This is a genomic window from Seonamhaeicola marinus, from assembly GCF_008085455.1.
Genome location: NZ_VSDQ01000679.1, coordinates 1,159,576 through 1,185,510 on the forward strand (window position 1 = coordinate 1,159,576; position 25,935 = coordinate 1,185,510).

Annotated in this window: 28 protein-coding genes; 26 read left to right on the top strand and 2 right to left on the bottom strand. The window is 34.7% G+C overall.

Translation table 11 applies throughout. The annotated features are described in order from the left end of the window. Positions 1 to 16 precede the first annotated feature (16 nt). From FUA24_RS15855 to FUA24_RS15980, 26 genes are all read left to right on the top strand, one after another. Complete coding sequence (locus tag FUA24_RS15855; RefSeq protein WP_246147062.1) at positions 17 to 1,165, top strand: Gfo/Idh/MocA family protein; 1,149 nt, start codon at positions 17 to 19, stop codon at positions 1,163 to 1,165. Between the two features lie 32 nt (positions 1,166 to 1,197). After that, positions 1,198 to 2,250 (top strand): sugar phosphate isomerase/epimerase family protein, encoded by a 1,053-nt coding sequence (locus FUA24_RS15860; protein WP_148544025.1) that lies wholly within the window; start codon positions 1,198 to 1,200, stop codon positions 2,248 to 2,250. A 1-nt stretch (position 2,251) separates the two neighbouring features. After that, a complete protein-coding gene (locus FUA24_RS15865) occupies positions 2,252 to 2,989 on the top strand; it encodes a 3-keto-disaccharide hydrolase (RefSeq protein WP_148544026.1) in 738 nt (245 codons plus the stop codon). A gap of 490 nt (positions 2,990 to 3,479) precedes the next feature. Further along, the gene (locus tag FUA24_RS15870) at positions 3,480 to 4,055 is read left to right on the top strand and encodes a GNAT family N-acetyltransferase (protein ID WP_187388300.1); all 576 of its coding nucleotides are present in this window, start codon (positions 3,480 to 3,482) and stop codon (positions 4,053 to 4,055) included. A gap of 9 nt (positions 4,056 to 4,064) precedes the next feature. Next, positions 4,065 to 5,240, top strand: coding sequence for an argininosuccinate synthase (locus tag FUA24_RS15875; protein WP_148544028.1), 1,176 nt, complete (start codon positions 4,065 to 4,067; stop codon positions 5,238 to 5,240). Between the two features lie 62 nt (positions 5,241 to 5,302). Beyond that, positions 5,303 to 6,286: an N-acetyl-gamma-glutamyl-phosphate reductase gene (gene argC, locus FUA24_RS15880; protein WP_148544029.1), complete on the top strand. Its 984-nt coding sequence runs from the start codon at positions 5,303 to 5,305 to the stop codon at positions 6,284 to 6,286. Between the two features lie 126 nt (positions 6,287 to 6,412). Continuing rightward, a complete protein-coding gene (gene proC, locus FUA24_RS15885) occupies positions 6,413 to 7,207 on the top strand; it encodes a pyrroline-5-carboxylate reductase (RefSeq protein ID WP_148544030.1) in 795 nt (264 codons plus the stop codon). A 2-nt stretch (positions 7,208 to 7,209) separates the two neighbouring features. After that, positions 7,210 to 8,355, top strand: coding sequence for an aspartate aminotransferase family protein (locus tag FUA24_RS15890; protein WP_148544031.1), 1,146 nt, complete (start codon positions 7,210 to 7,212; stop codon positions 8,353 to 8,355). A gap of 135 nt (positions 8,356 to 8,490) precedes the next feature. Beyond that, positions 8,491 to 9,684 carry a glutamate-5-semialdehyde dehydrogenase gene (locus tag FUA24_RS15895; protein WP_148544032.1) on the top strand — a complete coding sequence of 398 codons (1,194 nt, stop codon included), beginning with the start codon at positions 8,491 to 8,493 and terminating at the stop codon, positions 9,682 to 9,684. A 35-nt stretch (positions 9,685 to 9,719) separates the two neighbouring features. Continuing rightward, complete coding sequence (locus FUA24_RS15900) at positions 9,720 to 10,112, top strand: nuclear transport factor 2 family protein (RefSeq protein WP_148544033.1); 393 nt, start codon at positions 9,720 to 9,722, stop codon at positions 10,110 to 10,112. A gap of 54 nt (positions 10,113 to 10,166) precedes the next feature. Further along, the gene (gene proB, locus FUA24_RS15905; RefSeq protein ID WP_148544034.1) at positions 10,167 to 10,931 is read left to right on the top strand and encodes a glutamate 5-kinase; all 765 of its coding nucleotides are present in this window, start codon (positions 10,167 to 10,169) and stop codon (positions 10,929 to 10,931) included. Positions 10,932 to 10,939: 8 nt separating this feature from the next. Then, entirely contained in the window at positions 10,940 to 11,383 is a 444-nt protein-coding gene (locus tag FUA24_RS15910) for a GNAT family N-acetyltransferase (RefSeq protein ID WP_187388301.1), read from the top strand. Next, the gene (locus FUA24_RS15915; RefSeq protein WP_148544036.1) at positions 11,380 to 12,318 is read left to right on the top strand and encodes an N-acetylornithine carbamoyltransferase; all 939 of its coding nucleotides are present in this window, start codon (positions 11,380 to 11,382) and stop codon (positions 12,316 to 12,318) included. The genes FUA24_RS15910 and FUA24_RS15915 overlap by 4 nt, the downstream gene beginning before the upstream one ends. 87 nt (positions 12,319 to 12,405) lie before the next feature. After that, positions 12,406 to 13,185, top strand: a complete 780-nt coding sequence (argB, locus tag FUA24_RS15920; protein ID WP_148544303.1) for an acetylglutamate kinase — start codon at positions 12,406 to 12,408, stop codon at positions 13,183 to 13,185. Positions 13,186 to 13,187: 2 nt separating this feature from the next. Beyond that, complete coding sequence (locus FUA24_RS15925) at positions 13,188 to 14,252, top strand: M20 family metallo-hydrolase (protein ID WP_187388302.1); 1,065 nt, start codon at positions 13,188 to 13,190, stop codon at positions 14,250 to 14,252. A 120-nt stretch (positions 14,253 to 14,372) separates the two neighbouring features. Continuing rightward, positions 14,373 to 15,647 (top strand): argininosuccinate lyase, encoded by a 1,275-nt coding sequence (gene argH / locus FUA24_RS15930; protein ID WP_148544038.1) that lies wholly within the window; start codon positions 14,373 to 14,375, stop codon positions 15,645 to 15,647. 187 nt (positions 15,648 to 15,834) lie between these two features. Further along, positions 15,835 to 16,941, top strand: a complete 1,107-nt coding sequence (locus FUA24_RS15935) for an NAD(P) transhydrogenase subunit alpha (protein ID WP_246147064.1) — start codon at positions 15,835 to 15,837, stop codon at positions 16,939 to 16,941. Positions 16,942 to 16,947: 6 nt separating this feature from the next. Next, a complete protein-coding gene (locus tag FUA24_RS15940; RefSeq protein WP_148544040.1) occupies positions 16,948 to 17,256 on the top strand; it encodes an NAD(P) transhydrogenase subunit alpha in 309 nt (102 codons plus the stop codon). Then, complete coding sequence (locus FUA24_RS15945) at positions 17,256 to 18,647, top strand: NAD(P)(+) transhydrogenase (Re/Si-specific) subunit beta (RefSeq protein ID WP_148544041.1); 1,392 nt, start codon at positions 17,256 to 17,258, stop codon at positions 18,645 to 18,647. The genes FUA24_RS15940 and FUA24_RS15945 overlap by 1 nt, the downstream gene beginning before the upstream one ends. A 175-nt stretch (positions 18,648 to 18,822) precedes the next feature. Then, positions 18,823 to 19,131, top strand: a complete 309-nt coding sequence (locus FUA24_RS15950) for a helix-turn-helix domain-containing protein (protein WP_148544042.1) — start codon at positions 18,823 to 18,825, stop codon at positions 19,129 to 19,131. Continuing rightward, complete coding sequence (gene dcm, locus FUA24_RS15955) at positions 19,121 to 20,359, top strand: DNA (cytosine-5-)-methyltransferase (RefSeq protein ID WP_148544043.1); 1,239 nt, start codon at positions 19,121 to 19,123, stop codon at positions 20,357 to 20,359. Before FUA24_RS15950 ends, dcm begins: the two co-directional genes overlap by 11 nt. Beyond that, a complete protein-coding gene (locus tag FUA24_RS15960; RefSeq protein WP_148544044.1) occupies positions 20,352 to 21,737 on the top strand; it encodes a Sau3AI family type II restriction endonuclease in 1,386 nt (461 codons plus the stop codon). Before dcm ends, FUA24_RS15960 begins: the two co-directional genes overlap by 8 nt. A 237-nt stretch (positions 21,738 to 21,974) precedes the next feature. Next, entirely contained in the window at positions 21,975 to 22,385 is a 411-nt protein-coding gene (locus tag FUA24_RS15965) for a hypothetical protein (RefSeq protein ID WP_148544045.1), read from the top strand. 182 nt (positions 22,386 to 22,567) lie between these two features. Beyond that, positions 22,568 to 23,077 carry a WbuC family cupin fold metalloprotein gene (locus FUA24_RS15970; RefSeq protein WP_148544046.1) on the top strand — a complete coding sequence of 170 codons (510 nt, stop codon included), beginning with the start codon at positions 22,568 to 22,570 and terminating at the stop codon, positions 23,075 to 23,077. A 66-nt stretch (positions 23,078 to 23,143) separates the two neighbouring features. Further along, the gene (locus tag FUA24_RS15975; protein WP_148544047.1) at positions 23,144 to 23,383 is read left to right on the top strand and encodes a ribbon-helix-helix domain-containing protein; all 240 of its coding nucleotides are present in this window, start codon (positions 23,144 to 23,146) and stop codon (positions 23,381 to 23,383) included. Further along, on the top strand, positions 23,376 to 23,666 hold the full coding sequence (locus tag FUA24_RS15980; RefSeq protein ID WP_148544048.1) for a type II toxin-antitoxin system RelE/ParE family toxin: 291 nt from the start codon (positions 23,376 to 23,378) through the stop codon (positions 23,664 to 23,666). The genes FUA24_RS15975 and FUA24_RS15980 overlap by 8 nt, the downstream gene beginning before the upstream one ends. A 25-nt stretch (positions 23,667 to 23,691) precedes the next feature. Here the strand turns inward: FUA24_RS15980 and FUA24_RS15985 are convergent, their stop codons facing one another. Together FUA24_RS15985 and FUA24_RS15990 are read right to left on the bottom strand one after the other, a co-directional pair. After that, positions 23,692 to 25,182 carry a cellulose synthase family protein gene (locus tag FUA24_RS15985; protein WP_148544049.1) on the bottom strand — a complete coding sequence of 497 codons (1,491 nt, stop codon included), beginning with the start codon at positions 25,180 to 25,182 and terminating at the stop codon, positions 23,692 to 23,694. Beyond that, complete coding sequence (locus FUA24_RS15990) at positions 25,182 to 25,871, bottom strand: glycosyltransferase family 2 protein (protein WP_148544050.1); 690 nt, start codon at positions 25,869 to 25,871, stop codon at positions 25,182 to 25,184. Before FUA24_RS15990 ends, FUA24_RS15985 begins: the two co-directional genes overlap by 1 nt. Positions 25,872 to 25,935 lie beyond the last annotated feature (64 nt).

The following is a 25,935-nucleotide window of genomic DNA, read 5'->3' on the forward strand; positions in this document are numbered from 1 at the left end:
ATTCTAAATTATAAAAATGTCAAGAAAATTAAGAATGGGAATGATCGGTGGTGGCACCGGCTCATTCATCGGTGATGTGCACCGAAAAGCAGCATCAATAGACGGGATGATAGATTTGGTCTGTGGCGCTTTTAGTAGTAGTGCTGAAAAATCAATTGCATCTGGTAAAGCACTGTATCTTCCAGAAGATAGGTGTTATGGTAGTTTTGAAGAAATGATTCAGAAAGAAAAGGAATTGCCAGAAGATGTTAGAATGGACTTTGTAGCTATTGTAACGCCAAATCATATGCACTTTCCGCCTGCTAAAATGGCTTTAGAAAATGGCTTTCATGTGGTTTGTGATAAACCAATGACATTAACATTAGATGAAGCGGTGGAATTAGAAAAGATAGTTGCTAAAAGTGGAAAGTTATTTGCTTTAACGCACAATTATACAGGAAATTCCTTAGTTAAACAGGCAAAAGCGATGGTAGATAATGGAGATTTGGGTAAGATTAGAAAAATCCAAGTACAGTATCTACAAGGGTGGTTGTCTACAGCTGTGGAAGCTACAGGGCAAAAACAAGCTGCTTGGAGGGTTGATCCTAAGCGTTCGGGAATTGGAGGTGCTTTAGGAGATATTGGAACCCATGCTGAAAATTTGGTAGAATATATTACTGGTTTAAGAATAGAAGAACTTGCCGCAGATTTAGGAAGGTTTGGAGAAGGTCGTGTTTTAGATGATGATGGTAATGTGTTAATTAGAATGGAGAATGGCGCTAAAGGAACGATGTCTTTTTCTCAAATAGCTTTAGGTGAAGAAAATAATTTGGCTATTAAAGTGTATGGTGAAAAAGGAAGTTTAGAATGGCATCAAGAAAATCCTAATCAGTTAATTACACATTGGTTGGAAGCACCTGTTAAGATTTATACACCTAATGGAAATGATTTATACCCAGAGGCATTAGCAGTTTCTAGAATACCAGCTGGTCATCCAGAAGGTTATTTAGAAGCCTTTGCAACAATTTATAAAAACTTTGCAACGCATTTATTAGCGGTTTTAAACGGGGAAACTATTGAAACACCAGATTACCCAACTGCTAAAGATGGTGTTCGTGGTATGCAATTTATTTATGCCTCTGTAGAAAGCGATAAAAATAATGCAGCTTGGACTAAGTTAGATTAAGTAAAGACTAAAAACTAAACACAACAATATAGATGAAAACAATAAAAGGACCTGCGGTTTTCTTAGCGCAATTTGCAGGTAGTGAAGCGCCATTTAATAGTTTGGATGGTATGTGTAAATGGGCAGCGGACCTAGGATATAAAGGTATTCAGATACCAACATGGGAATCTAGTCTAATTGATATAGAAAAGGCAGCTGAAAGTCAAACATACTGCGATGAATTAAAGGGTAAAGTAGCTTCCTATGGCTTAGAAATCACTGAGCTATCAACGCACTTACAAGGGCAATTAGTGGCAGTTAATCCTGCTTATGATTCGATGTTTGATGGCTTTGCGCCTGAGCATGTAAGAGGAAATCCTAAAGCCAGAACAGAATGGGCGGTAGATTTTGTAAAAAAATGTGGAACGGCAAGTGGAAGATTAGGTTTAAAATCACATGCGTCTTTCTCTGGAGCTTTAATGTGGCATACAATGTATCCTTGGCCACAACGTCCTGCTGGATTGGTGGAGATGGGATTTAAGGAGTTAGCTAACAGATGGCTTCCAATATTAAATCATTTTGATGAGCATGGCGTGGATGTATGTTATGAAATTCATCCAGGTGAAGATTTGCATGATGGTACGTCTTACGAACGCTTTTTAGAAGCTACTGGAAATCATTCTCGTGCAAACTTATTGTATGATCCTAGCCATTTTGTACTTCAGCAATTAGATTATTTACAGTTTATAGATATTTATCATGAAAGAATACGTGCGTTTCATGTAAAGGATGCCGAGTTTAACCCAACAGGAAGACAAGGTGTTTATGGAGGTTACGCCGATTGGAAAGACAGGGCAGGACGCTTTAGAAGTTTAGGAGATGGACAGGTTGACTTTAGTGCTATCTTCTCTAAACTAACCAAATATGGGTTGGATTTATGGGCTGTAATGGAGTGGGAGTGTTGTATAAAGTCTTCTGAACAAGGTGCTCGAGAAGGTGCGCCATTTATTCAAAAACATATTATTGAAGCGGCAACGCGAAGTTTTGATGACTTTGCGGGTGGTGATATTGATGAAGGTTATTTAAAAAGTATATTAGGTATATAGTATGAAGAAAATATATGTTCTTAGTGCGTGTCTTTTAGTGTCTTTCGTTGCTTTAGCGCAAGACAAAATAGACCCGAAACTTACTGAAGTTTGGGAACCGAAAGTTAAAAAAGTAGTTCCTGGTCATAACAATTCGGCGCCAAGTGACGCAGTGGTCTTATTTGATGGCAAAGGTTTTGATAGTTGGACAGGTAAAAACGATACTGTTGGATGGACTTTAAATGCCGATGGGTCTATGACTGTAAAACCTAAAACCGGTGGTATTTCAACAAAACAAAAATTTGGTAGTGTTCAGTTACATATTGAATGGAAGTCGCCAATAGATATTATTAATAAAAAAGGGCAAAAACGCGGTAATAGTGGCGTGTTTATCCAGGGACGTTACGAGGTTCAGGTATTAGATAATAATGATAATGAAACCTATTCTAACGGACAAGTAGGATCGGTTTATAAGCAATCTATACCTTTAGCGATGGCTTCTGTACCTACGGGAGAATGGAATACTTATGATATTATTTATCATGAACCAGAATTCGATAAAAAGGGTAATGTTGTTAAGAAAGCAACGGTAACTGTTTTGCACAATGGTGTGCTAATTCAGGATAATTTTGAAATTCTAGGACCAACAGTTTATAGAGGTAAACCTAGTTATAAAGCTCATGGAAAAGCACCAATTTTTCTTCAAGACCATGGAGATTTGGTAAGCTATAGAAATATTTGGGTAAGGGAACTTAAGTAAAATAGGGCTTTTTAAACGTATAAAAGATTGAAAGCGCGGTTTTTACTGCGCTTTTTTTGTGTAAAAAAGAATTTGATTGAATTTTTTAAAATAAAAATGCTGAAAAAAAGCATTTTCAATAATTTTTGCTAAAAACTAAATTAGGCATGTTGTATTTGTAAAAATATATTTAGTTTTGTCGCTCATATTAACGAAAGGGGCTCACGCCGACGATTTAGAGTTAATAGTAAAGATGGTTATTCAGTGAAAACAGGAAACAACATATCTCTTATCTCTTCTGTTCTAGTAGAATCTACTAGAGCATCTGTTGTGCGTTTTCCTCAAACACGCCGCCCCTTAGGGGCTATATAGTTTAAGAAGGCATTCGCTGCTTTCGTTTTTCGTTATTTTTTAGTGTAATAAAATCAAAGTCTAAAGTTTTAGACTTAAATAAATGCTTGAGTTTTATTTAACCTTAAGTGTTTGGTAATTATTGAAAATGAATTCAATATTGAATATAGAAAAAAATACTGTTGTTGAGGAAGCCAAAGCCTATTGCGAAGCACAAGGTTTAGAGGTTGTTTTTACTCATGAGATTTCTAAAACACATTTGCAGATTATCTCAGAAAGGACAAAACACCTTCCTGCTATGTATCATGCCAGTGTTGGGATGTTATTAGACCGTTTAAAGAATGGTTGTTATCTCCTAATGAAAGATGGCGAAATTGTTGGGCATATTTTTGCGCATAGGCATACTATTGATAAATATTCGGTTTACGAACGTTCATCTCTATGGGTGCAAAAAGCGTATAGGAATAATAATTTGGGACTGCTTTTAATGGATTTTTTAACTAAAAAATTCTCTAAAGAATTCCTTATATCAATAGCTCAAGACCAGACAGTGCATCATAATAATGAATTGTTAGGTATGAGGCATATTACGCTAAAAGACTTATCTCCCGTACTAATCGAAACCCTAGAAAAATTAGGAAAACTTAGAGATGAGTATAAATATAAATATTATGTTAATCCATATTTCGAATCTAAAATAAATCAGTTTAACAAGATTCTAAAAAGCAAAATTTAAAGAGTACCAATGAAAAAATTAGTAATAGCATATAGTGGAGGGTTAGATACATCTTATTGTGCAGTTAGTTTATCAAAAGAATATGAAGTACATGCCGTAAGTGTAAATACAGGTGGATTTACAAATGAAGAGATACAACATATAGAAAGTAATGCCTATAAAATGGGGGTTACAACTTATAAGAATATAGATGCGGTTGCTACCTTTTATCAAAAAGTAGTAAAGTATTTAGTTTTTGGTAACGTATTAAAAAATAATACCTATCCCTTATCTGTAAGTGCAGAGCGTATTGTTCAAGCCATTGAAATTATAGAATACGCTAAAAGTATTGATGCAGAATATATAGCTCACGGAAGTACTGGTGCAGGAAATGACCAAGTAAGGTTCGATATGATTTTTCAAACATTAGCACCAGGTATAAAAATAATTACACCAATTAGAGATCAAAAATTATCAAGACAAGAAGAGATTGAATATTTAAAATCTAATGGCATTGATATGTCTTGGGAAAAAGCACAGTACTCTGTAAACAAAGGGTTATGGGGAACTAGTGTTGGTGGTGCCGAAACTTTAACTTCAGAAAAGCCATTGCCAAGCGAGGCATATCCTTCTCAATTGGAAAAGGAAGGTGAAGAAAAAGTAACCTTAACTTTTGAAAAAGGAGAATTGGTAGCTTTAAATGGTAATGCCAATGCGCCCGAAGTAAATATTGAAAAATTAAATGATTTAGCATCGGCTTACGCCATTGGTAGAGATATTCATGTGGGAGATACTATTGTAGGAATTAAAGGTAGAGTTGGTTTCGAAGCTGCCGCTGCTTTAATCACTGTGAAAGCACACCATTTATTAGAAAAACATACACTAACTAAATGGCAATTACAACATAAAGAATACTTGTCTAGCTTCTATGGTATGCATTTGCATGAAGGTCAGTATTTAGACCCAGTAATGAGAGATATGGAAGCTTTTTTACAAAGTAGTCAAGAAAAAGTAAGTGGAGACGTAGTTGTATCTTTAAAACCTTATCATTTCTCATTAGATGGTATAAAATCTGAACACGATTTAATGAGTGCTAAGTTTGGTAGTTATGGAGAAGAAAATAGAGCTTGGACTGCAGATGATGCCAAAGGATTCATCAAAATTATAGGTAATCAAAACAAGATTTATCAACAAGTAAACTCATAATGTGAGTTAGACCTGTAAGGTTTTTGAAACCTTGGTAGGACTGGAAAAAGAATGGAAACGAAATGAAAAAAATAAAAGTAGGTATAATAGGAGGCGCAGGTTATACAGCTGGAGAGTTAATAAGATTATTAATTCACCATCCTGAAGCTGAGATAGATTTTGTGTTTAGTACAAGTAATGCTGGGAACCAAATTTCTAAAATACACCAAGATTTAGTAGGGTCTATAAACAGAGTGTTTACAGATACGGTAAACCCAAATGTAGATGTGTTATTCTTATGTTTAGGGCATGGTAATTCGGTAAAGTTTTTACAAGCAAATGCGTTTTCTGATGCTACTAAGATTATTGACTTAGGAAATGATTTTAGGCTAGAGGCGGACAAAGTGTTTGATGGAAAAACATTTGTTTACGGATTGCCTGAACTACAAAAAGAGGCAATTGAAACAGCAAACTACATTGCCAACCCTGGATGTTTTGCAACAGCAATTCAATTAGGATTGTTACCATTGGCAGATGCAGGGGTATTAAATAAAGATGTGCATATCAATGCGGTAACGGGTGCTACTGGAGCAGGAACATCACTGTCTGCTACCACGCATTATACATGGAGAGATAATAACTTTTCGTATTACAAACCGTTTACGCATCAGCATTTAGGAGAAATAAATCAGTCAGTAAAGCAATTACAAAGTAGTTTTGATACAGACATTTTATTTATGCCAAATAGAGGGAACTTTTCAAGAGGAATTTTTGCAACAATTTATACAGACTTTCAAGGAACTGTTGAAGAGGCTAAGGAGATGTATAACACATTTTATAAAGATGCGGCCTTTACATTTGTTAGTGACGATCAATTGCATTTAAAACAAGTGGTTAACACTAATAAATGTTTAATTCATTTGCATAAACATAATGGAAAGTTATTAGTAACTAGTATTATTGATAATCTGTTAAAAGGCGCCTCGGGGCAAGCCATTCAGAATATGAACTTAATGTTTGGTTTAGAAGAAACAACAGGATTAGGCTTAAAAGCTACGTATTTTTAAAATGGCCTTCCCTAACCTCTCCAAAGGAGGGGAAATCAAAGTGTAGAGAATTAATGAATAATAATTTAAAATAATAGTTTCTCAGTTCCTCCCCTTATGGGGAGGTTAGGAGGGCTTTTTGATATTATGAAAATAGCAATTATAGGAACCGGAAATTTAGGAAGCTCTATTGCAAAAGGGTTGATTGGAAATAAATCCTTTACATCATTATACCTAAGTGACAAGAATACATCTGCGGTATCTCAGTTTGAGGATGAAGAATATGTGACCATAACCAATTACAATAAAGAAGCGGTTATGAATTCTGATTTAGTAATTTTTGCTTTGCAACCAAGACATGTTGAAAAAGTGCTTAATGAAGTTGCTGATGTAATTACAAAAAAGCATTTAATTATGTCTGTGGCGGCAGGATTTGCCATTTCTAAGATAGAAAGCGTTATAGGTGCCGATAAACATATTATTAGAGTAATGCCAAATACGGCGATTTCAATTGGGAAATCCATGACCTGTTTATCAGCCAATGAAAAGGGAGAAGAAAAAATTGAATTAGCAAAAACTATTTTCAATCAGTTAGGAACAACCATGGTAATGCCTGAAGAGCAAATACAAGCGGCAACAGTTATTTGTGCCAGTGGTATTGCATTTTGGATGCGCCTTGTGCGTGCTACTACACAAGGTGCTATACAATTAGGTTTTGAGGCTGAAGAAGCACACGAATTAGCATTACAAACCTGTTACGGAGCTGCTAGTTTATTGAAAGAATCTGGAAGACACCCAGAACAAGAAATAGACAGAGTAACAACGCCAAGCGGGTGTACCATTGAAGGATTGAATGAAATGGAACATCAAGGGTTAAGTTCTGCATTAATTAGAGGAATTACAGCTTCATTTGAAAAAATTAATCAAATTAAAAAGAGTTAAAAATGCCATTATTTGACGTTTATCCATTATATGATGTAACACCAGTTTCAGGAAAAGGAATTCATGTGTATGATGACCAAGGCACTGAGTATTTAGACCTTTACGGTGGGCATGCAGTAATTTCTATAGGCCATGCTCATCCAAATTATGTAAAGGCCGTTACAACACAAGTAGAAACATTAGGATTTTATTCTAATGCCATACAAAATCCCTTGCAAAAGGAATTAGCAAACAAATTAGAAGCACTTTCAGGATGTAAAGATTACCAATTGTTTTTGGTGAATTCTGGTGCAGAAGCCAATGAAAATGCCTTAAAGTTAGCATCCTTTAAAACAGGTAAGAAGCGAGTAGTTGCTTTTAAAAAAGGGTTTCACGGAAGAACTTCTGCTGCTGTTGCGGCAACTGATAACCAAAACATTGTTGCGCCAATTAATGCACAACAAGAGGTTACTATTTTAGAACTAAATGATGTTGAAGGCGTAAAAAGAGAACTTGAAAAAGGCGATGTTTGCGCAGTTATAGTAGAGTTTATTCAAGGTATTGGAGGTTTAGACCAAGGTACAGCTGAATTTTTTGAACAAGTAGACGCTTTATGTAAAGCCAACAACGCCATGTTTGTGGCGGATGAAATTCAATGCGGTTATGCACGTTCAGGTAAATTTTTCGCATTTCAACATTACAATGTAACACCAGATATCATTTCATTAGCAAAAGGAATGGGTAATGGTTTCCCAATTGGAGGGATATTAATCCATCCAGATATTGAGGCTAAATACGGTATGCTAGGAACAACATTTGGTGGAAATCATTTAGCTTGTGCCGCAGGTTTGGCTGTTTTAAACACTATTGAATCTGAGAATTTACTAGCTAATGTGAATGAAATGGGAGCTTATTTCATGGAGAAAGCAAAGGAAATTCCGCAGATAAAAGAAATAAAAGGAAGAGGTTTAATGCTAGGTTTGGAATTTGATTTTGAAGTTGGAGACCTACGCAAAGAACTAATTTATAATTACAAGATATTTACAGGAGGAGCAGCAAACAAAAAGTTGCTAAGGATTTTGCCTCCATTGAATATTGAAAAAGCCCATTTGGATCAATTCTTTGAGCTATTGAAGGTAGCTTTAAAAGAAGTAGAAATAAAAGCATAAAGTTTAACTATTATGAGATGTCTCAATCGTACCTCTTTTAGACATAGCACAGTCAATTTATGAGCTGGTGTCATTCCGACGATAGGAGGAATCTCAAATAAAAGAGGCGGTTAACTGAGACTGAAAACTTAAAAAATGAATACACTATTATCCATAGAAACAAGAAATGCCGTTTTATTAAGAATGGCAGAATTGTTAGAACAAGAACGCCAGGCAATAATAGAGATTAATAAAGTTGATTTAGATGCTTATGATGGCGATGATATCTCTATGTTTGATCGTTTAAAAGTAGACGATTCTAAAGTAGATGAAATGATTAAAGCAGTAACGCATTTGGCTTCTCAGGAAGATCCTGTTGGTGTGGAGCGTTTTAGCTTTAAGCATGATAACGGCATGCAGGTATATAACAAAACGGCATCTTTTGGTACGGTTTTAATCATTTATGAATCAAGACCAGATGTTACAGTAGAAGCCGCAGGAATTGCGTTTAAATCAGGCAACAAAATTTTACTTAAAGGAGGAAAAGAATCCCTACGTTCTAATCTAAAAATAGTAGAACTATGGCATCAAGCTTTAAAAGAGAATGATGCTGCTACTGATTGGGTTGAGTATTTACAATTCAATAGAACAGAAACCCAAGCATTTTTAGAGAAACCAACACAACGTGTAGATTTAATTGTACCTCGTGGCGGCGAAAGATTGATTGCTTTTGTAAAGCAACATGCCGCTTGTCCGGTAATTGTTAGTGGCCGAGGGAACAACTTTGTATATGTACACAAAGAAGCCGATTTTGATACGGCTTTTGACGTAATTTTAAATGGTAAGTCTAAAATATCGGCATGTAATGCCGTAGATAAAGTGTTAATAGACCAAAATCTTCCAAATAAAAGTGAGTTTGTAAAAGATTTGATCTCTAAATTAAAAGATTTTAAAATTAACGTTTTGGGTGATGAAACTGTTTCAAAAGAACATAATCTTGAAGGTATTTCATCAGATGATATTTGGTACGAAGAGTTTCTAGACTATAAAATTTTAATTGGTGAAATAGCATCGAATCAAGATACGATTGCTATGATTAATAAGTATTCCGGTGGACATTCATCGTCTATCATTACAACCAATGAAACCGAAGCTAAAACCTTCATGGAAAATGTAGATACGGCAGCCGTATATCACAATGCGTCAACCAGATTTACAGATGGCGGACAATTAGGTTTAGGAGGAGAATTAGCCATTAGTACCGATAAATTACACCAACGCGGACCAATTGGATTGCAGCATTTGGTGACTAACAAATGGTATGTTCATGGTAACGGACAAATACGCTAAAAGTATTAGGTCGTAATCTAAAGTCAAGCTTCAAAATGAGTAATGTTCAGTTAAAACATAAAAGTGAAATATTAAAAGCCGAAGAGGAAATTCTTCAAGCCATGAAAAATGCAGATGTTAGCAAATTAAGCATTTTGCTACATGACGATTTGCTTTTTAGTATTCCCAACGGACAGACCATTACAAAGGCTATGGATTTAGAAACCTATAGTTCTGGCAATATGAAAATAAGAGACATTAAGGTTTCGAACCAAGATATCCGACATATTGAAGATACTGCTGTGGTCTCTATGAATCTGGAAATGAAAGGAAGCTATTTTGATTATGTCATTGACGGAATGTATAAGGTCATTAGGGTTTGGAAATTAATGGATAGTCAATGGAAAGTCATAGCAGGAAGTAGTACTCAAATAGAAGAAAATATATAATAAAATTTAAGACTAGGGTAATTTCATAGTAATTAATGTTGTACACATAAAAGCATGCAAAAGAAAAAACGCATATTACTAAAAATAGGGTCTAACACCTTGACTAAGGAAACCAATAATATTTCCAGAGGAAAGATTGAAGACATTGCAAATCAAATAGCGCAATTACAAGATACTTGTGAGTTTGTTATTGTAAGTTCTGGAGCTATTGCCGTGGCTAAGCAATTTGTAAAGCTAGAGAGTAAGCAGAAAGAAGTATTTGTAAAGCAAGCCTTGGCATCTATTGGTCAACCGCATTTAATTCGCATTTATCAAGAGATTTTTAGAGAATATGGGTTGTTAACCTCGCAGTGTTTGTTATCATATTCAGATTTCGAAAAGGAAGAAAGCAAAGTGAATATTACCAATACCATTAATGTATTGGTAAATAACAACTACATTCCTATTATAAATGAAAATGATACCGTAGCAACAGATGAAATTAAGTTTGGAGATAACGATAAGTTAGGCGCCTTAACAGCCTCTTTATTAAATGCAGATTTGTTCATTATAGCAACGAATACCAATGGTATTTATACAAAGGCATCAATGGAAAATGGTACACCAAAAACCATTGATGAGGTAACAGATTTTAAAGAGTTAGCCGAAGAAGTGGTGAATTCAAAATCATCTCACGGAAGTGGAGGAATGCAAAGCAAAATAGAAGCAGCTCAAGTGACTAAAGGCGCTAATATAGAAACGTGGATTGTAAATGGATTGGAGGAAAATTTTATTCTTAACGCCATGGACAATAAAGTACCCTTTACTAAAATAAAATAGAAATTAAATTGCCCAACTTTAAACTTAAATACATTAACACCAATTCAGCTTTTTACCAACAAGCGGTATCAATTAGAAAGGAACTTTTTTTTAAGAATATGGAAAATAGCTCAAAACTAATAGAGGATGCGCATGAGGCTAACGGGTTACATTTAGTGTGTTTAGAAGAAGAGAAGGTTATAGGAACAGGACGTTTAAATATTGAAGTCAATACAAGTATTATTTCTCAAATGGCAATCAGTTCTCAGTATCAAAAACAAGGAGTGGGTAGCCAGTTATTAAGGGAGCTAATCCGTTATAGTAAAGAAAAAGGCATTTCAAAAATTGTGTTAAGCGCAAGAGAAACGGCCATAGATTTTTATAGTAAGTTTAATTTTAAACCTACTGGAGCGTTATACCCGTCGCTTAAAACGGGAATTATTCATCAAAACATGGAATTGAAAGACATATGAAGTATTATACATCCATAAACGACATTGATAACATAAAAACTTGGATTGAAGAAGCCAAGGCATTAAAGGAAAACCCTTTAAATTACAGTGAATTAGGAAAAGATAAAACCATTGGGTTGTTATTCTTTAATTCTAGTTTACGTACGCGCCTAAGTACACAAAAAGCAGCTCTAAATTTAGGAATGAATCCTATTGTGATGAATGTTTCTGGAGACGCTTGGGGCTTAGAGTTTGAAGATGGTACCGTTATGAATGGTAATACTGCAGAACACATAAAAGAAGCCGCAGCAGTAGTATCTCAATATTGTGATGTAATTGCCGTTAGAGCATTTCCAACCTTAACAGATAAGGCAAAAGATGAAAGCGAGCAAGTCATGAAAGCTTTTATGGAGCATGCATCAGTGCCCATTGTAAATATGGAGAGTGCAACAGGACATCCGTTACAAGGCCTAACAGATGCATTAACCATTTCAGAACATGCAAAAAAAACAAAGCCAAAAGTTGTTTTAAGTTGGGCACCACACATCAAAGCTTTACCACATGCCGTAGCTAATAGTTTTACACAGGCCATGCAAAAAATGGATGTGGAGTTTGTGATTGCAAATCCAGAAGGCTATAACTTAAGTCCAGAAATAACAGGAGATACACCAATATATCACAATCAAGAAGAAGCCTTTAAAGATGCAGATTTTGTATATACCAAAAATTGGAGTTCTTATGAAGACTACGGAAAAGTAGTCAATACAGACCCAAACTGGATGATTACAAAAGACAAAATAGGTGATGCCAAATTTATGCACTGCTTGCCAGTAAGACGAAATGTAGTTGTAGAAGATGCCGTTTTAGATAGTGATAGTTCTATTGTGATAGAGCAAGCAAATAACAGAACGTATGCAGCACAATTAGTGTTGAAGAAAATATTGGAAAGTAAATAAAAGAAAGTCTATGTCATGCTGAATTTATTTCAGCATCTCAAAAGACTAAGATTCTGAAACAAGTTCAGAATGACAAGGAACAAAAACATGAAAGAAAAACTATCCATAGTAAAAATAGGAGGAAATATCATTGAAGATGCCAATGCTCTTAGTGCATTCCTTACCTTGTTTTCAAAATTAGAAGGCAAAAAAATATTAGTGCATGGAGGCGGAAAGCGTGCTACAAGTGTTGCTTCTAAACTGGGTATTGAATCTAAAATGGTAAACGGCAGACGCATTACAGATGCCGATACTTTAGAGGTCATAACTATGGTGTACGGCGGATTAGTCAACAAGAACATAGTAGCTAAACTACAAGCACTAAACATTGATGCTATTGGATTAACTGGTGCAGATGTGAATAGTATCACCTCTGATAAAAGACCAGTAAAAGATATAGATTTTGGTTTTGTAGGCGATGTGAAACGCGTAGCGCAGAATGCCATAGATAAATTAATTCAAGCCAATTTTACACCAGTGTTTTGCGCCATTACGCATGACGGTAACGGACAATTACTAAACACCAATGCAGATACCATTACCTCTCAAGTAGCAGTAGGTATGAGTGCATTATATGAAACCTCTATCTATTACTGTTTTGAGTTAAACGGTGTTTTAGAAGATATCAATGATAAGAACTCTGTCGTAAAACAAATAGACTCTGGTATTTATAAAGACTTGTTAGACAAAGGTATTATTGCAGATGGGATGTTGCCAAAACTAGAAAATTGTTTTGATGCCCTTAAAGGAGGAGTTAGCAATATTCACATGGGAAACACCTCAATGCTCACCCAAGAAAATGACAATTTTACAACCATAACATTGTAATCATGATTCAAGAATTAACGCAAAATGCTATTGAGCTTTTAAAACAGCTTATTGAAACCCAGTCGTTTTCTTCGGAAGAAGACCAAACGGCAGCTCATATTGAAGCCTGGTTTCAAAGTAATAACATAGATTACAAAAGAACGCAAAACAACGTTTGGGCAGTTAATAAATACTTTGATGAAGATAAACCAACATTATTATTAAACTCTCATCATGATACGGTAAAGCCCAATTCCGCATATACCAAAGATCCATTTAAAGCCATTGTAGAAGATGGTAAATTATACGGTTTAGGAAGTAACGATGCAGGTGGATGTTTAGTGAGTTTAATAGCAACATTTACCTATTATTACAATCATGACAACTTAAAATATAATCTAGTGCTTGTCGCTTCGGCGGAAGAAGAAAGCAGTGGTCCTAACGGATTAAACAGCATGCTATCTATTATTCCAAAAGTTGATGTGGCTATTGTAGGGGAACCAACGTTGATGAATTTAGCGGTTGCCGAAAAAGGCTTAGTAGTTTTTGATGCCGTTTTAACCGGAACCCCAAGTCATGCAGCGCACCCAAACGATGATAATGTAATTTACAAATCCATTGATACATTGCAGTGGTTTAAAGATTTTAAGTTCGAAAAAGGTTCGGAAGCTTTAGGGGATGTTAAACTAACGGTAAGTCAGATTAGTGCAGGAAAGCAGCACAATGCCGTACCAGCCGATTTAAGTTTGGTAATAGATGTTAGGGTAAATGATGCCTATAGTAATGCAGAAATAGCTGAAATTTTACAAAACAAAGCCCCTGTTACAAGCATTACACCACGTAGTTTAAGATTAAATTCATCATCAATACCAACAGATCATGATTTGGTAAAAGCGGGAATAGCTATGGGAAGAACAACCTATGGATCACCAACATTATCAGATCAAGCCGTATTATCATGTCCTAGTTTAAAATTAGGTCCTGGAGATAGTACACGCTCACATAGTGCAGATGAATTTATTTATTTAAACGAAATAGAAGAAGGAATTAAAATATATGTTGAATTGTTAAATCGGGTAATCACATAAGGTCATAACGAGGACGTATGGCGAAGTTATCTCTTTAATGCAATAGATTGCTTCACTGCGTTCGCAATGACGCCGATATTTAAACACATCAACACATCAACAAACAAACAATTTTAGAAGATGAAACTCTGGGACAAAGGCATATCAATAGACAATAAAATAGAACAATTTACAGTAGGTAACGATCGTGAAATTGATATTCACATTGCTAAGTACGATGTTATAGCATCAAAAGCACATGCTAAAATGTTGCAAAGTATTGGCATTCTATCTGCTGAAGAATTAGAACAATTATTAGGCGGACTAGAAGTACTAGCATCTCAAATAGAAGAAGGTACTTTTGTTATTGATGAGCAGTTTGAAGATGTACACTCTAAAATAGAATACGAACTAACAAAGTCCTTAGGCGAAGTTGGAAAAAAAATCCATACTGCCCGTTCAAGAAACGATCAAGTTTTAGTGGCTTGTCATTTATACTACAAAGACAACTTGCAGTTGATTCAGTCTAAAACAAAATCACTTTTTGATACGCTTTTAGAACTAGCAGAAACATATAAAGATAAATTATTACCAGGATATACGCATTTACAAGTGGCAATGCCATCATCATTCGGATTATGGTTTTCAGCTTATGCAGAGTTAATGATAGACGATGTGTATTTGCTAAACGCAGCATTAAAAACGGTAGATCAAAATCCGTTAGGATCTGCAGCCGGTTATGGTAGTTCTTTTCCCATAGACAGAGAATTAACAACCAAAGAAATGAACTTTGCTACCTTAAAATACAATGTTGTGGCAGCTCAAATGGGAAGAGGTAAAAACGAACGCACAATAGCAGCAGCGTTGGGGAGTTTAGCTAATACACTTTCAAGGTTTGCCATGGATGTATGCTTATACATGAGCCAGAACTTCGGTTTTGTAACCTTTCCAGATGAATTAACAACAGGAAGTAGCATTATGCCGCATAAAAAGAATCCAGATGTATTTGAATTAATAAGAGGGAAATGCAATAAGATTCAAGCGCTACAAAGTGAAATGGTTTTAATCACTAATAATTTACCAAGTGGTTACCATAGAGATTTTCAGTTGTTAAAAGAAAACATGATTGCTGCATTTGAGGAGTTGAAGGATATTCTAGATATTTTCAATTACTCGATACAGCAAGTAATAGTAAAAGACATTGATTTAAACGACGATAAATATAAATATCTATTTACCGTAGACAATATTAATACCTTAGTTGTAGAAGGACAAAGCTTTAGAGAAGCTTATCAAAAAATAGGAGGGCAGGTGCAAGATGGCAGTTATGTTCCAGATACATCTAAACAACACACCCATGTAGGGAGTATACATAACTTATGTTTAGACAAGATTAAGGCTAAATTTCCAAGTTAGGAATCTTAGCGAATTGCTGTTTAGACCATTACACTAAACCAAACAAGAACTTAACTGTTTCCTATATAAACAAAGCATAGGGGGCTGTTAAGTTTTTGTTGAGTGTTAGATTAGTTTTTGTATACAATGGAAGCGTTGATTTTTAGGGGTGCGTATTAATTTTACAGGCTTAAACTAAATAATCTAAATGAATATGATAATTGGAATACTCAAAGAGTCGCAAAATGGCGAACGGCGAGTCGCATTGTCGCCCTTAATTACTCAAAAACTGGTAGACAAAGGTTTTGAGATTTTTGTAGAAGAACGTGCAGGAGTTAACTCTATGTACACAGATTCAGATTACAAAGAAGCAGGGGCTTCAATAGCGTCAAGAGAGAAAGTATTTGAAACCGCTCAAGTACTGGTAAAAATTAATCCGTTTGATGAGGAGGATCTCAGCCTGGTGCAAAAAAGACACATTTTAATGAGTCAGCTGTACCACAAATCTAGTCCAGAATTAATCAAAGCCATTTCAGAAAAAGGAGCTACAGCATTCTCTATGGATGCTATGCCGCGTATTTCTAGAGCTCAAGACATGGATGTGTTGAGTTCGCAAAACAATTTAGCAGGTTATAAAGCTGTTATTTTGGGGGCTTATGAAATGACTAAAATCTTCCCGCTAATGATGACTGCAGCGGGCACCATTACACCTTCCAGAGTGCTTATTTTTGGAGTTGGTGTAGCAGGGTTACAAGCTATTGCAACCGCAAAGCGTTTGGGGGCAGTTGTAGAAGCTACAGATATTAGAACCGAAACTAAAGAGCAAGCAGAATCTTTAGGAGCCAAATTTATTTCCGTAGATAATACAGGAGAAGCATCTGAAGGCGGATATGCTACAGAAGCTTCAGAAGACTATAAGAAAAGACAAAAAGAAGCCGTAAACGAATCGTTATTTAAGGCAGATTTAGTCATAACCACCGCTAATGTTCCAGGTAGAAAAGCCCCGCTTTTAATTACAGAAGAACAAGTAAAGCAAATGAAAAATGGTGCAGTTATAGTAGATTTAGCTGCAGCCCAAGGTGGAAATTGTGAGGTTAGTAAACTCAATGAAACCGTTGTTGTTAACGGAGTAAAAGTTATTGGTACAAAGATATCTCCAGAGAGTGTCTCTACCAATGCAAGTGAATTGTACGCTAAAAACATGTACAATTTCATTACACACTTAACAGAAGACTTAAACTTTAAATGGGATTTAGAAGAAGAAATCACTGATGAAACCCTAATTGTACAAGACGGCGTTCAACGTAAAAACTAACCAAAAATGGACCAAATTATAGAATTTATAAACAACAATCTTCAGATTGTTTACATCATTATTTTAGCAACTTTTGTTGGAGTAGAGCTTATTAAAAGTATTCCAGCAGTATTGCATACACCTTTAATGTCTGGGGCTAATGCCTTAAGTGGTGTGGTAATAGTAGGAGCTATATTAGTTATGCTACACTCAGACCCTACAGACTATCTAGCCTTAGCACTAGGTTTTGTAGCGGTTGTTTTAGGAATTTTAAATGTTGTTGGAGGTTTTGCCGTTACCAACAGAATGTTAGAAATGTTTAAAAAGAAGAAATAATGAGTGTAACATTAAGTATTATATATCTTATAGCCACAGTTACGTTTATTGTTGGCTTAAAAAGACTAGGACATCCAGATACAGCTAAATCTGGAAACTTAATAGCTGCCGCAGGTATGGGGCTTGCTATAGTAGGAACAATTTTTATTCACGATTTAGAAGTACCAACCATTATTTATATACTCATTGGTATAGCTATTTTAGTGGGCGCCATTATAGGTTGGCTCATTGCTGTTAAGGTAGAAATGACCAAAATGCCAGAGCTCGTATCCTTATTTAACGGTTTTGGTGGAGCCAGTGCAGCCTTAATTGGTATTGTAGAATTCGGAAATACAGATATTTCTACAACTAGCGCCTCTATGGTAGCTACTATTTTAGCAGCTGTTATCATTGGAGCCATCACCTTCTCTGGTAGTTTAATGGCTTGGGGAAAACTAAATGGTAAAGTAAAGAGCGTAATTAAAATTCCGCAATACAACATCGTTAACAATATCTTCATTATTGCCGTTGTTGGATTAGCAGCCTATATGACCGCTGGAAGTATTGATACGCCAGTATTATTATATGCATTGTTGATTGGCGGATTAGTTTACGGTATTTTATTTGTAATGCCTATTGGTGGTGCAGATATGCCCGTTGTAATCTCATTGTTAAACTCATTAACAGGTATTGCTGCTGCCATTACGGGTGTGCTTTATGATAATATGGTAATGCTAGTAGGAGGTATCTTAGTTGGTTCTGCCGGTATTATTTTAACAGTAGCCATGTGTAAAGCTATGAACAGAACTTTAGCTTCGGTTATTTTCGGATCGTTTACAGCTAATGGTGGCGGTGTTGAAGGTGCCAACAAAACACTCGGAACCATCAAAACCACTACAGCTAGTGATACGGCTATTATGATGAACTATGCCTCTAACGTAATTATTGTTCCGGGGTATGGATTAGCAGTAGCACAGGCACAACATGTTATTCATGAGTTAGAAGAAATTCTAACAGATAAAGGTGTTAATGTAAAGTATGCTATTCATCCTGTTGCTGGTCGTATGCCTGGACATATGAATGTACTATTGGCAGAATCTAATGTGGAATATGATATGTTAGTAGAGATGGACGATATTAACCCGCAATTCAATAATGCTGATGTAGTATTGGTTGTTGGAGCTAATGACGTAGTAAATCCTGCAGCGCATAACGATCCATCTAGTCCAATTTACGGAATGCCAATTTTAGACGTAGAAAATGCCAAACATATAGTCGTTAACAAACGAAGTATGAAAGCAGGTTACGCCGGTATTGAAAACGAATTATTCTATAACTCAAAAACTTCAATGCTATTTGGAGATGCAAAAGCAGCCTTAACTGATTTGGTATCAGAGTTGAAGGGGATGTAGATAAATTATATATACCTTAATTTTAAAAAGCTCTTTTCTTAATTGGGAAGGGCTTTTTGTTTTTGGGTGTCAAATTGATTTGTAACATTTTCTCAACTATTTTTTGTGAAGTATAATTGAGAAACCAAAAGGTTTTTTATATTTGGACAATATTTGTCTAAAATAATTTTGACCAATGAAAACGTTAGGAGAAACATTAAGGTTGGCAAGGGAAGAAAAAGAAATGATTCTTAGGAAAGTTGCTGCTGAAGTTGATATTGACCAATCACTAATTAGTAAGTTCGAGAAGAATGAAAGGAAACCCACAAAAGAACAAATTGTAAGGCTGGCAAACTTCTATGAACTTTCGGAAGAAAAGTTAATTATAAATTGGTATTCAGAAAAAATTGCTGATGAATTAAAATACACAGAATCTACTTCTGAAATTCTTAAAGTGGCAGAAGAAAAAATTAATTATTACAAAGCTCAAGAAAATGGAAAATAAAAAATTAAAAGTTGCTGAATTATTTGCGGGAGTTGGAGGTTTCCGTCTTGGACTTGAAAAGGGTAATTATAAAGTTGTTTGGAGCAATCAATGGGAGCCTTCAACCAAAACGCAGCACGCATCAATGGTTTACGAAGCAAGATTTGGAAGAGAAAATCATTCAAATGAAGATATAGCGACAGTTCCAACGAATGAAATTCCGGATCACGATTTACTTTGTGGTGGATTCCCTTGTCAAGATTATTCGGTTGCAACCACATTACATAATTCAAAAGGGTTAAAAGGTAAAAAAGGAGTTTTATGGTGGTCTATTCATAGAATTTTAGAAGAAAAGAAGAATAAGCCTAAATATCTTTTTTTGGAAAATGTAGATAGACTTTTAAAATCACCGGCAAAACAAAGAGGGCGAGATTTTGCAGTTATGTTACAAAGTTTAAACGAACTTGGATATGCTGTAGAATGGCGAGTAATTAATGCTGCTGAATATGGTATGCCTCAAAGAAGGAGAAGAGTTTTTTTTATGGGATATCATAAATCCACAGAAATATTCAAAAGACTTCAAAAATCGGAGAAAATTAATTGGCTTACAGAAGAGGGGACAATTGCAAAAGCTTTTCCAGTTAAGAAAACAAATTCAATTCAGGAAGTTGAATTAAATGGAGATTTAGTCGAAATAACAAATAATTTCAACAAAGCCGGAAAACTTTCGCCTTTTCAAAATACAGGTATACTTATAAATGGAGAAGTTTTCACAACTAAGACAGAAGCAAATTATGATGGTGAAAGAATTGTTTTAGGGGACATTCTCCAGAATGGAGAAGTAACACCTGAATTCTTTATTGAGGAAAATGATAAACCAAAATGGGAATATTTAAAGGGGGCTAAAAAAGAAAAAAGAAAAACTAAGGATGGATTCGAATATAATTATAGTGAAGGAGGAATGATTTATCCTGATGCTCTTGATAACGCTTCAAGAACAATCATTACTGGAGAAGGGGGGAAATCGCCTTCTAGGTTTAAACACGTAGTTTCTTCTGAAAGAGGTTTAAGAAGGTTAACGCCTATTGAATTGGAAAGACTAAATATGTTTCCGGATAATCATACTGAACTTGAGGGAATTACTGATACGAAACGAGCCTTTTTTATGGGGAATGCGTTAGTTGTTGGCGTGATTGAAAAAATAGGAAAAGAACTTTCTAAACAAATAAACCAATTAGAATATGCTTGATATTACATCGGCAGATTCAATAATAGATTTTGCTAAGAAATTAAAAGGGAAATCCTTAAAACAGGCTTGTGGAGAAGAAATAAGAAACCACGGTTATAAAGGAAAAGGTAATTTTGGTCAAATTTTAGAAAAGTTCTATTTTGGATATGAACCAAATTCAGATGCTGAACCTGACTTTAAAGAAGCTGGAATAGAATTGAAATCAAGTCCTTTGAAAGTTTTAAAAAATGGAGATTTTCGTTCAAAAGAAAGACTTGTTTTAAACATTATAAATTATTTAGAAGTACACAAAGAAGATTTTGAAAATAGTTCGTTCTGGAAGAAAAATGCTCATTTACTTTTAGTATTTTATCTTCACGATAAAGATTCAAGTTTGTTGGATTATTTAATAAAACTAGTTGGTAGTTGGCAATATCCAAATGAAGATTTAAAAATAATCAAGCATGATTGGGAAATAATTAATCAAAAAATAAAAAATGGAAAGGCCCACGAATTATCAGAAGGCGATACTTTTTACCTTGGTGCTTGTACAAAAGGTTCAACTGCTTTAAAATCTTATCGTGAACAGCCTTTTAGTAAAGAAAAGGCTAAACAAAGAGCATATTCACTTAAACAAGGTTACGTTAATCATATAATAGCAAATATAGCTCAAGAAGAAAATGCCAATTATGGAAAAATAATTGAACAACCTGAAATTCTAGATTTGGTTCCGTCAATTGAAGAAGTTGTTGTTTCCAAATTTCGACCTTTTTACGGAAAATCTTCGGAACAAATTGAACATGAATTAGACTTAGAATTAAATCCAACTGCCAAAAGTTATTTTGCGAACCTTACAAATGCTATTCTTGGACTCAAACTTGGGCAAAAAATAAAAGAATTTGAAAAAGCTGATATTCAAGTAAAAACTATTCGCCTTAAAGAAAATAATTTACCAAAAGAAGACATTTCATTTCCGACTTTTAAATATGAAGAATTGGTTAAAACTGATTGGGAAGACGCTGATTTTAAGAGTATTTTAGAAAGTAAGTTTTTCTTTGTGTTTTATCAGTTTAAAGAGCAAAGTTTGATTTTAAGAAAAGTAAAGTTTTGGAATATGTCTCAATCTGATATTCTTGAAGCCAAATTGGTTTGGGATAAAATGGTTAAAACAGTTTCTAAAGGAGAAATAATAAAGGAAGTAACTCAGCAAGGAAAGCGTAAAACTTATTTCCCTAAAAAAAAAGAAAATAGAATAAGTCATGTTAGGCCTCATGCTAGAAATGCATCGGACACTTATAAATTGCCTATTGCCGATAAATATACTGGATTAACTGAATATACTAAACATTGTTTTTGGTTAAACGCAAGTTACGTGAAAGACGAGATATTCCTGAAATAATTTTTGGATTCAATAAACTTAAACGAAAATTTGATGTAAATAATTTGATAGAATTTGTTGAAGTTCAATGACAGAAAAGAACTTTTCAAATTTTTGCACCCACCATTTTCCTCAAAATCCACCCCAAAAATTAAGCTTTTCATAAAATCAACTATCCAAAAAAATCAACTTAGGAAAAAGCAATAACCAAATTGATTGCTAGTAAATAAATGATTAATTTGTTGAAAACCAATCGATATGAAGCAGCTTTTTAAAGTCCTTTCCATAGCCATAACATTATCTTCTATTTTAATTTTAAGTTGTGGTGATAAAAAACCTAAAGCACCACTTGCTATTTATACTGTTGATGCACTAACCAATAAAGAATACGTTATAGAAGCCACCGATTTTCCCAAAGCAGAGAATCCAACATTAACCCTAAAAAGAGGGGAGACCTATAAGTTTATTGTAAAAGCTTTTGGTCACCCCTTTTTTATTAAAACAGAGAAAACACCGGGAACCGTAAGTACTTATGATGAAGGTGTTACTAATAATGGTGCTAATGATGCAGAATTGTTGTTTTCTGTTCCCAAAGATGCACCAGATGTGCTGTACTACGTTTGTAAATACCATAAAATGATGTCGGGAGAACTTAAGATTATAGATTAATCTGAGTAAAAAAGGTCACTTCGAGTATTTTTAGACCTTGGAGAGAAGAATGTATAGAAATTTTTCTTGTGTGGTTCTCGTTACAATTTCTTCGTACCTCATAAATCACTCGAATTGACAATCCGAAAGTTAGATTTTTAGAATACATTACATTTGTTGTGTAACTAAATACTAATTATACCGTGTCCAACTTTCCATTAGCAACCAATCCGCCTAAAACCGATGTAACCTTAATAGAAAACGCGTTAGTAGAAACTGCCGTTGCCTTATCTAAAGAAAGTCCGCGAAAACGAATAATTTCACCTTTGCATAAATCGGCTTCAGATACCTTACATAGAATGCTTAACGTTATTCAACCAGGCAGCTATATAAGACCTCATAGCCATGAAACCGATCAAAAAGCAGAATCTATAATCGTGTTACGCGTTGGTATATGTTTTCTAACATTTGATGAATCGGGCAATGTTAGTTCTCATCACAATTTATATGCTAATTCCGATACCTTTGGAGTAGATTTAGAGCCAAATGTAATACACAGCTTTTTTGCTTTAGAAGAAGATACCGTAATTTTTGAAGTAAAACCAGGCCCTTATATTAAAAAACAAGATAAAGGCTTTGCAGAATGGGCACCAGAAGAAAACTCGCCCGAAGCAGATTTGTATTTAAAACAATTAATTGAGTTAACGCAGTAAATTTCATCGGGAAATTAAATTTGCAAATGGTTCGTTTTTGGTGTATATTTACATCAAATTAAAATTATGGCTAGGCAAAGTATTTCTTTTACAAAACCAAACGACGACTGGTTAAAATCTCAAGTTGATAATGAAGAATATTCTAGTAAAAGTGAGTTGGTTAATGATTTAATTAGGCAAGCTAGAAAGCAACAGGTTGAGGTAGATTGGATTAAGATGAAACTGGAAAAGGCTGAAGAAAGTGGGTTTTCTGCGGATAGTAAGGAAGACATTTTAAAACAGTCCAAATCATTACTTAATGGGTAAATACCGTTTAAGTAATCTTGCTAAGGAAGATTTAATAAGAATTCATCATTATGGTGTGTCCAAGTTTGGGGTTGAACAAGCCGATACCTATTTCGACACCTTTTTCAGATATTTTGACATAATTGCTGAACGCCCGTTTTCCTTTGAATCAGTGGATTATATAAAGCATGGTTATAGACGTTGCGTTTGCGGTTCAGATTCTATTTATTTTAGAATAAACAATAATAATGTTGTTGAGATCATGGCTATTATTGGTAAACAAGACATAAATTCAATCCTTTGATTAAAAAAAGTTGAAACCAATAAATTTAAACCTTAGAAGCTAAAGATTTAAAGAATACATAGCCAAAACCAGCAAAAAGCATTAGGTGAAAAGGAAATAATCCAAAATCACCACCTTGGTCCCCAACCACAAAGGCACTGTACATACCAAAACCGAAGTAAATAGTAAGAAGCCCTTCAAAAAATACATTTGTAGACAGTTTCTTTTTAATGTATTTATTGTTCTTCCAAGAATCTTTTAAACTGTTAATATTGAATTTTGGTGTGCGTATAAAGGCTGACTTTTTTCCTAAGTGTCCTTCTAAAACAGCAATAGAATTATGTAATGAAAAGCCCATAGCTATGGAGAAAAACACAAAGAACATACCGATGTAACTTAAAAAGTTCTTTATGCCTTTACCATATATGTTTTTATACATAAACCAGTAGCAGATAAAGAAAATAACCGTACTCATTACAAAGAAACTCATTACTAAAAAGTAGTCTTTTAAATGCGCATATTCATTCTTTATATAAAGCATTGGGATACTTAACACCGCCACAATAAGAATGTTTAAAAACATAGTACTGTTTAGTAAATGTAATAACCCATGAATCTTCGTTTTAGGCGAGATGTTTTTACTCTTAATAACACGCCATAACATTTTTCTAAAGTTTTCAGCCCCACCTTTATTCCATCTAAATTGTTGTGAACGCGCAGCACTAATAACTACAGGGAGTTCTGCTGGAGTTTCAACATCTTCTAAATATTTGAATTTCCAATTGTTTAATTGCGCACGGTAGCTTAGGTCTAAATCTTCAGTAAGCGTATCGCCTTCCCAGTTTCCTGCATCTATAATGCATGTTTTACGCCAAATACCTGCAGTTCCATTAAAGTTAATGAAGTGCCCTTTACTATTTCGGCCAACTTGCTCTAAAGTAAAATGCGCATCTAAAGCAAAAGCCTGTATTTTGGTTAGAATGGAATAATTACGATTAATGTGTCCCCAACGCGTTTGAACCACACCAATTGCATCATCTTTAAAAAATGGTACCGTACGTTTTAACCAGTCTGAGGTTGGTAAAAAATCGGAATCGAAAATGGCAATAAATTCACCTTTAGCAATTGCTAACCCTTCCTTTAAAGCGCCGGCTTTAAAGCCAACACGATTGGTTCTGGTAATATGTTGAATGTCTAAACCTGTTTTTTGTAATTCTGCGATATGGGCAGCTGTGGTAGCAACCGTCTCATCGGTAGAATCGTCTAAAACCTGTATTTCTAACTTGTCTTGAGGGTAATCAATTTTAGCAATATTATCAAGTAAGCGTTCCATTACATACATCTCGTTATAAACTGGCAATTGTATAGTTACAAAAGGCACTTCCTCTGGATTTCCTAAATTGAATTTAGGAGCACTTTCATCTTTTCTTTTTGAAGAAATGTAGTTGTATAATAGGTTTAATTGCGCCAATGCATACATGAAAATTAGCAAAATGGCTATTGAGTAAATAACAATGATGATGGTTTCTAGAATCATTATTTAAAACTGTATTTAAATATCCAACCTAATATTTTTACGCCTGCAAATATAGCACCTTTTACGGTTCCAGAAACTTTAGATACGCCTATTCTATTTCTGTACTTTACAGGGATTTCTGTGTAGGTTAGTTTTTGTTTTAAGGCCTTTAGTTGCATTTCTACAGTCCAGCCATAGGTTTTGTCTTCCATGTTTAGTCCCAGCAACTTATCATATTTAATTGCTCTAAAAGGACCGAGGTCTGAAAATTTAGCTCCGAACATTATTTTCATAAGTATTGTAGCTAGCCAATTACCAAAGATTTGAGGAATGGTCATTGATCCTGCTTCTCTAAGTCGTTTTACGCGAGCACCAATTACAAAATCTACATTGTCTTTTAGTATAGGCTGCACAATTTCAGTAAGTTGTTCAGGATAATCGGAATAATCACCATCTAGAAAAACAATAATATCTGGCTTTTCACTTTTTTCGGCAACATAATCCATTCCTTTCAAACAAGCATAACCATAACCCTTACGTTCTTCTCGTAAAACGGTAGCTCCAGCTTTTTCAGCATTTAGTTCTGTGTCATCTGTAGAATTATTACTAACAACAATAACCTCGTCCACCTGTTTTGGAATATCTTTTATAACGTTCCCAATAGACTCTGCTTCGTTGTAGGCAGGAATAATGACATTAATTTTGGGCATAGACTAATCGTATGGTGCAAAAGTACAATAACATAAGGGTTTACTCAAATAACCCGCTTATAAA